Origin of the sequence: Paraburkholderia dinghuensis, from assembly GCF_003837865.1 — a bacterium.
GTDB lineage: Bacteria > Pseudomonadota > Gammaproteobacteria > Burkholderiales > Burkholderiaceae > Paraburkholderia > Paraburkholderia dinghuensis.
This window is the reverse complement of the sequence record NZ_RQIS01000018.1, coordinates 22529-29135: the sequence shown is the minus strand read 5'-3', so window position 1 is coordinate 29135 and position 6607 is coordinate 22529. Positions and strand designations below refer to the sequence as shown.

Genomic DNA, 6607 nt, shown 5'->3' with positions numbered 1-6607 from the left:
GGATGCGGTCGAGCGCGCGCGTGAGCACGTCGTTGACCTTGTACTCTTCGCACGGGTTCGAGAACATCATGCGCATGAAGTTCGCGCTATACGACAGGTCGTTGCGCGGATACACGAACGGCTGGCCGATGCTGTACTTGTACGCCATGGCGACGAGCGTCGGCAGCTTCGCGATCATGCGGATCGCCGACACTTCGCGATGCTTCGGATTGTTGATGTCGAGCGAATCGTGATAGAACGCGGACAGCGCGCCCACCGCGGCGACGAGAATCGACATCGGGTGCGCATCGCGGCGGAAGCCGCGGAAGAAGAACTGCATCTGGTCGTGAACCATCGTGTGGCTCATGACCGTCTTCACGAACTCATCGTTCTGCGCCTTGTTCGGCAGTTCGCCGTTCAGGAGCAGGTAGCAGGACTCGAGAAAATCGGCGTTCTGCGCGAGGTTGTCGATCGGGTAGCCTCGGTACAGCAGTTCGCCCTTGTCCCCGTCGATGTACGTGATCGCCGAGTTGCACGACGCCGTCGACATGAAGCCCGGGTCGTAGGTGAACATGCCGGTCTGGCTGTACAGCTTGCGGATGTCGATCACGTCCGGGCCCATCGAGCCCTTGTAAACCGGCAGTTCGATGCTCTCTTCGCGGCCGGAAATCGTGAGCGTCGCGTGTGTTTTCGAATCAATCATGAGTTGTCCTTGAGTGGCTTTCACGTCGCACATGCCACAGCGCGGGCCCTCGAATATCGGACGAGTTCGCTGCGACCACCCGCCGCATTCTACGGGGCGGCGCAGCAACAATTGACACCTCGTGCAGCAACAATGCCTCTTCAGTTGCGCAACATTCGGACCCTACAGCTTCCTTAACAGCGATTTTCGCAACAATATGTTGTCCTTGCAGCGCAGCAAAACGGCCCGACTCTCTGCGATACTTCGTCGCATGCATCGAATTCTCCCCCATGTCTTTGCATAACGCTTCGCGGCCCGCCGCCACGGCGGGCCGCTTTTTCCGGCCACACGCGCCCGAAGCAAAACGTAAGGAAAAGCAGATGAATATTTCGATCGACTCCCTGTTCGCCGAAGACGAACTCGAAAATAGCACCGTCGTCACAGCGCTCAATCATCAGGACATCGTGGTGGCGCTGTCCGCCGCGCTCGCGTCGGAACGCGTCGCCGTGCTGCACATGCTTTACCCTCGCACCGACTCGCGCACGCACCGGAGCCTGGACGCCCTCGTGGACGTGCTGCACGGCCACGGCCTTCATCAGGTCGCACGCCTGGTTTCGCAGGAAGCGCACTACCTCCTGTTCAAGGATCCGGTAAAGGCGTTGAAGGCATTCCATGAGATCCGCAACGACTCGCTTGCGATTGGCGTGCATCTCTACTATGCGGGCCTCGTCGGCGAGGCCGCGGAGCGCAAGCTCGACGCGCACGCGCACGGCCGCGACTGAGTTGCGCGGTTCGGCAGCGCGTGGGACGGCCCTGTTGGACCGTCTCGCAGTTTTCGTTCATTGAGGCATATGAGACGGCGCTAAAAAAACGACGTTGCCGCGCGCAAAACCATGTTAAGGATTACAAACTTATTCGGATGAAAGACCGGCGGCTGCGGGAAGCAGCCGCAGCGCACGCGTAGTACAGTCGATCAGTTGCGCTTGCGCACGAACTGGTCGATGAGCGCGTTGAACGCGGCAGGCCGCGCGAGGTTCATCCCGTGGGATGCGCCGTTCACGGTTGCGCGCCGCGCGTCGCCGAGCCACTCGTCGAGCGCGGCCACCGTGCGATGAAAGATCTCCGGGCTCTCTTCACCATCGATCAGCAGCACGGGGCACGCGATTTCGCCAGCCTGTTCTCGCGTATACGCTGGCAACGGATCGCGCAATTGCGGCCCGAGCGTATGCGCGTTATCGGTCGCCATGGTATGGAACGCACGTGTGCTGCGCGCCCAGGACCCAGGCCGGCTCACCGAATCGACGAACAGCTCGAGCCCTGCATTCACTTCGCCCGACTCGATCAGCTGAACCGCGCGTGCACGCAGCACGTTGGCGGTCTCGGGTAGTTGCGCGAGCGTCTGCCCCGGCAACTGAAGCGGACCACCCGGGTCCGCCAGCGTGAGCGAGCGCACGAGCTCGGGATGGCGCCGGGCGAAATGAAACGACACGCTGCCGCCGCGCGAATGCCCGATCACATGAGCGGGACCCGCGCCGAAAGCTTCGATGAACTCAGCGATTTCGTCCGCGTGCCGGCTCCAGCTGAACGGCTGGTCACGCGCCGCGTCGGTCGCCGGCCAATAGTGCGTGAGACTCACGGATACGCAGCGGTACTGCTTCGAGAGCCCCGCAAGTTGCGGTTGCCAGTAGCGGTAGTCGCAAAGCGAGCCATGGACGAATAACAGCAACGCACCCTCGCCGCGTTCGACGAAGGGCATGGGCAAGCCGCCGGGCAGTTCGACGAACGACCCGGGCGCGGGAAAAACGGCTCGATTCACAGTGAAAATGAAGAAGACGGCAGCAGCAAAGCGGCAATGTGGCTTCGCACGCGTGGCACGGGAAAAAGCGGGTATTGTCCCACGGCAGCGCGTGCCGCGCGCAACGCACTATTCGCCAGAATGATGCTGCCTATTCGAATGCGAATGCGTTCCCGTCCAGATACGCCGCCGCCATGCCTGCACCGCGCACGGCGCAGGTCAGCGGATCGTCGGCTACGCGCACGGGCACACCCAGTTCGGCCGCAAGGCATTCATCAAGCCGCGCAAGGAGTGCCCCGCCGCCAGTCAGCACGATGCCGGCATCCGCGATGTCGGTCACGAGTTCGGCCGGCGTGGTCTCGAACACATCCCGCACCACGCCAATCACCCGGCGCAGCGGTACGGCAAGCGCGTCGGCTATATCGTGGCTCGTCAACTCGACGGTACGCGGCAAGCCGTCCTCGATGCTGCGTCCAGTGGCGCGCAGGGTTTCGATCGGCTCGCCACGCAACGCGGTGCCGATCGTCTTCTTCACGTGCTCTGCCGTCTGGTCGCCGAGCACGACGCCAAAGAGGCTACGCACATAGTTGATGATGGAGCGGTCGAACTCATCGCCGCCCACGCGAACCGAGCCGCTACAGGCCACGCCGCCGAGTGCGATCACGGCGACCTCGGTCGTGCCGCCGCCGATATCGACGACCATCGAGCCCGTCGCCGCCGACACCGGCAACCCGGCCCCGAGCGCCGAAGCGAGCGATTCGCTGATCAGGTTCACATGCATCGCGCCCGCCGCGAGCGCCGTCTCGCGGACCGCGCGCCGCTCCACCTCGTTCGCCGCCCCCGGCACGCAGACCGTGAACGACGCACGCCTGCCGAGCAGGCGGCTCGAGCGCGCAATCTCGACGAAGCGGCGCATCATCTGCCCAGCGGCGGGAAAATCGGCGATAACGCCGTGACTCAGCGGCCGCACTGCCTCCAGATGCAACGGTTCGCGCCCGAGCATCTCTTTCGCCTCGTTTCCGACGGCGGCCACCGTTCCCGCGCCGGCCCCCGCGCGGCGCTCGAAACAGACCACCGACGGCTGATTCAGAACAATGCCCCTGTCTGGCGTATAGATCAGCGTGTTCGCGGTGCCGAGATCGACTGCCACGTCGTGGCGGGACAGCCTTTTCAGAAGATTGGAATGCGACGTCGCTGAGGCCATTTTGGTCATTCTTCTATTTATGCGGTGACGGGCGGCCAGCCGTCGGGATACCGCCAGACATCGAACCCGGGGGTGCGTCGCGCTGGCCGAACACCGGGTGAATCGGGCCGTTTCGGCCTATTGACCCGGTTTACGGCAGCGGCCGCAGAAGACTTTAGCCGCGCAAGGAAATGGCCTGCGGGCGGGAATATGCGGCATGCCGGAGTAGTCCAGGCCGCGCCGGCGGGGAGATCCGCAGGAACGCGCCCCTATCCGTGTGATTCGAGCGCGCGCACGAGGGCTTCACGGCCGAGCATCACGCCCTGCGACGTGATCGTATGACCCACGCCAGGCAGGGCGTAAGCAGCCACGGCGTAGCCCCCGTCGCTGAACGCGATGGCTGCGCGCTCCAGTTCCTGCACCGGAATCACTTCGTCGTCCTCGCCGTGCACGAGCGTGAGCGCCGTGCGGCTCTTCGCGACAACCGGCGTCACGAGCCGTCCCGCGTAGGCGACCACGGCGGCGACGCCCTCGGACTGGGTCGCGACGTGGTAGAGCGACATGATCGAACCTTGCGAAAAGCCGACGAGCGCGAGCGCGTCGTAGCCGAGCGACCAGTGGGCCAGTTCGGCGTCGAGCCGGCGGCGCAACACCTCTGCCGCTGCGACGACGCGCTCTTCGCGATTGCTTTCGCTGATGTCGCGCAGGCTGAACCACTGACGCCCGCCGAACCCTCCGTCGAACGGCTCGCTACCGTCGAGCGAGACGAATGCGGCGTAAGGCAAGGCATCGCGCCACGTGTCGCCGAGCGGTATCAGATCTTTCGCATTGCTGCCGACACCGTGCAGCAACACGACTACGGCGCGAGCCGCGCCCTGGGCCGGCGCGAGACGCCAGCCTCCGTCAAACGGTTCCCAGTTCATCGGAAAACCTCCCCTGTTGGTATCGTGATCGTGCATGCGGCGCAAACGGCAGTTGCAACCGCGCATTGGACGATACGACGACCGTACGGCAGGCGCAAGCATACGCCGTGCGCGCCCGTGGCGTTCGACGCTGTGCCATTGCAGTTTCGACGCCGTACGGGCTCGGGCTGAACGCGGTATTCTGTCGCCTGCCGCGTGCGACCGGCTTTAGCCGGGCATGGAGAGAGCAAAGCGCACACGAATCATCCCTTGCCGTACCGGAACCCGCGACGCCCGACTTGCGCCTACCGCGACCGAAGCCGTGCAAACCCAAGCCACGCAACCACCACCGCCACTCGAAGGCGCTCGCCTGATCCTCGCGACCATCGCCGTCGCGCTTGCCACGTTCATGAACGTGCTCGACACGTTCATCGCCAATAAATGCTGCGCCATGTTGACGGACAATACGTACTGTTAGTCATGAAATCAACGAGTTAAGTCACTCGTCACGACACACACGATCCGCTACAATTCCCCACAGACAACCAAAATGTGGGGAATGTCGTGGGGGAACGAGCAGCGCAGCAAGTCACTGAAGTCACCCTGTCGCGCCTGACGGCGGCGGACGACAACCGCACCGTGCGCGACGGCTCGGGCCTGTCGGGCAAGGTTCACGCCGCTCGCGACGGCGCGGTGTCGGTGCACTTCCGCTACCGCTACCGGTTCAACAACCGGGCGCGCGAGGCGACGCTCGGCGCATGGCCACGTGACAGCCTTGACACCATCCGCGACCGCTTTGAGGAAATCAGGCTGCGTGTCGCGCACGGCACCGATCCGGCAGGCCGGAAACAGGTCGTCGCGGCGAAGCTGAAACAGGAACAGGCCGACATCGAGCGGCGGCGCGAACAGCAACTGACGTTTGCCGACCTGTACAGCCTCTGGCAGGCCGAGGGGCTGCTGCGCAAGGATGGTGGTGAATACGCGCGCGGTTTCTGCGAACGTCACCTGCTGCCGCTGCTGGGTCACACGAAGCTGCGCGACCTGAACGACAGCGCCCTCACCACCCGCCTTCGCGCGCTGATTGCCGAAGGCAAATGCCGCACGGCGCTCGAACTGCACGCCTTCGCTGGTCAGGTACTGCGCTGGGGTCTCGTGCGCAATCCCTGGCGCAGGCTGCTCGACGTAAACCCGGTTGAACTGATCGACATCGACCGGCTGCTGCCGCCTGACTACAAGCCCTTCCGCGAGCGCGTGCTGACACCTGAGGAAGTTTGGACGCTCAACCAGCGCTTCATGACAATCCGTGAGGCGTGGACACTCACCCCAAACTTCAGGCGCAGCATCAAGCCGCTAGATCGTTGTCTGGAGCTGGGCGTCGGCATCGCCCTTGCCACGATGGTGCGGAGTTGCGAGCTGATGCAGGCCCCGTGGAAGAACGTCAACCTGGAGCGGCGCACCTGGTTCATTCCCGGCGCGCACTGCAAGAACAAGCGTGCCTATACGGTGTTCCTGTCCGACTTCGCCGTGGAACTGCTCACCAACCTGCGCGAACTGACGGGTGGCACGCCCTGGCTGTTTCCGCACAGGAAGGACGACACGCTGCATGCGCCCATCAAGGACATTGGCAACGCCCTCGCCTTCCGCCAGTCCGACGATGGCACGCCCAAGAAGGCAAAGATGCGTCCCATTAACTCGTCGCTGCTGCTCCCCGGTGGCCGCTGGAGCACGCACGACCTGCGCCGCACCGGAGCCACCTACATGCAGGCACTGGACATCGCGCCGGTGGTGATCGAGCGTTGCCTGAACCATGTGTCATCGCTCGACCAGACAGACAGGCAGCTCAACCGCCAGCTCATGCGGCACTATCATCAGTACAGCTACCAGCGTGAAATGCGCGCCGCGTGGCAGAAACTCGGGGCGTTCCTGGAAAAGACCTGCAGGGGCGAGATCCCACAACTGCCGAATCCTGACTACGACGCCTACGATATCGACGCGGATGACGACATGCGCGCGCTGTCCGAGGCGGCGTGAAAATCACACCCTGTGATTCTTGCCGACACTGCGCG

At 63.8% G+C, this 6607-nt stretch carries 7 protein-coding genes; 3 read left to right on the top strand and 4 right to left on the bottom strand.

Going from position 1 to position 6607, the window contains the following annotated elements; genetic code table 11:
- Window positions 1–682 (bottom strand): citrate/2-methylcitrate synthase (locus D1Y85_RS21710; RefSeq protein ID WP_281278311.1); only part of this gene is annotated, 682 nt, incomplete at its 3' end.
- A 359-nt stretch (window positions 683–1041) separates the two neighbouring features.
- On the opposite strand from D1Y85_RS21710, the gene D1Y85_RS21705 reads away from it, so the two are divergent.
- Window positions 1042–1443, top strand: a complete 402-nt coding sequence (locus D1Y85_RS21705) for a hypothetical protein (protein ID WP_124153134.1) — start codon at window positions 1042–1044, stop codon at window positions 1441–1443.
- Window positions 1444–1634: 191 nt separating this feature from the next.
- Here D1Y85_RS21705 and D1Y85_RS21700 read toward each other — a convergent pair whose 3' ends face one another.
- The 3 genes from D1Y85_RS21700 to D1Y85_RS21690 form a co-directional block, all read right to left on the bottom strand.
- Entirely contained in the window at window positions 1635–2417 is a 783-nt protein-coding gene (locus D1Y85_RS21700; RefSeq protein ID WP_124153133.1) for an alpha/beta fold hydrolase, read from the bottom strand.
- A gap of 190 nt (window positions 2418–2607) precedes the next feature.
- Entirely contained in the window at window positions 2608–3660 is a 1053-nt protein-coding gene (gene mreB, locus D1Y85_RS21695) for a rod shape-determining protein (RefSeq protein ID WP_124153132.1), read from the bottom strand.
- A 248-nt stretch (window positions 3661–3908) separates the two neighbouring features.
- Window positions 3909–4562, bottom strand: coding sequence for an alpha/beta hydrolase (locus tag D1Y85_RS21690; RefSeq protein ID WP_124153131.1), 654 nt, complete (start codon window positions 4560–4562; stop codon window positions 3909–3911).
- A 301-nt stretch (window positions 4563–4863) separates the two neighbouring features.
- Here D1Y85_RS21690 and D1Y85_RS27165 point away from each other — a divergent pair, with 301 nt between their 5' ends.
- Both D1Y85_RS27165 and D1Y85_RS21685 read left to right on the top strand, forming a co-directional pair.
- Complete coding sequence (locus D1Y85_RS27165) at window positions 4864–5019, top strand: hypothetical protein (RefSeq protein ID WP_185219072.1); 156 nt, start codon at window positions 4864–4866, stop codon at window positions 5017–5019.
- Window positions 5020–5105: 86 nt separating this feature from the next.
- The gene (locus D1Y85_RS21685; protein ID WP_185219068.1) at window positions 5106–6572 is read left to right on the top strand and encodes a tyrosine-type recombinase/integrase; all 1467 of its coding nucleotides are present in this window, start codon (window positions 5106–5108) and stop codon (window positions 6570–6572) included.
- The last annotated feature ends 35 nt before the right edge of the window (window positions 6573–6607 follow it).

Coding starts and splice junctions, on each gene's coding strand:
- D1Y85_RS21705 (WP_124153134.1), top strand. CDS start 1,042: ATGAATATTTCGATCGACTCCCTGTTCGCCGAAGACGAACTCGAAAAT.
- D1Y85_RS21700 (WP_124153133.1), bottom strand. CDS start 2,417: ATGCCCTTCGTCGAACGCGGCGAGGGTGCGTTGCTGTTATTCGTCCAT.
- mreB (WP_124153132.1), bottom strand. CDS start 3,660: ATGGCCTCAGCGACGTCGCATTCCAATCTTCTGAAAAGGCTGTCCCGC.
- D1Y85_RS21690 (WP_124153131.1), bottom strand. CDS start 4,562: ATGAACTGGGAACCGTTTGACGGAGGCTGGCGTCTCGCGCCGGCCCAG.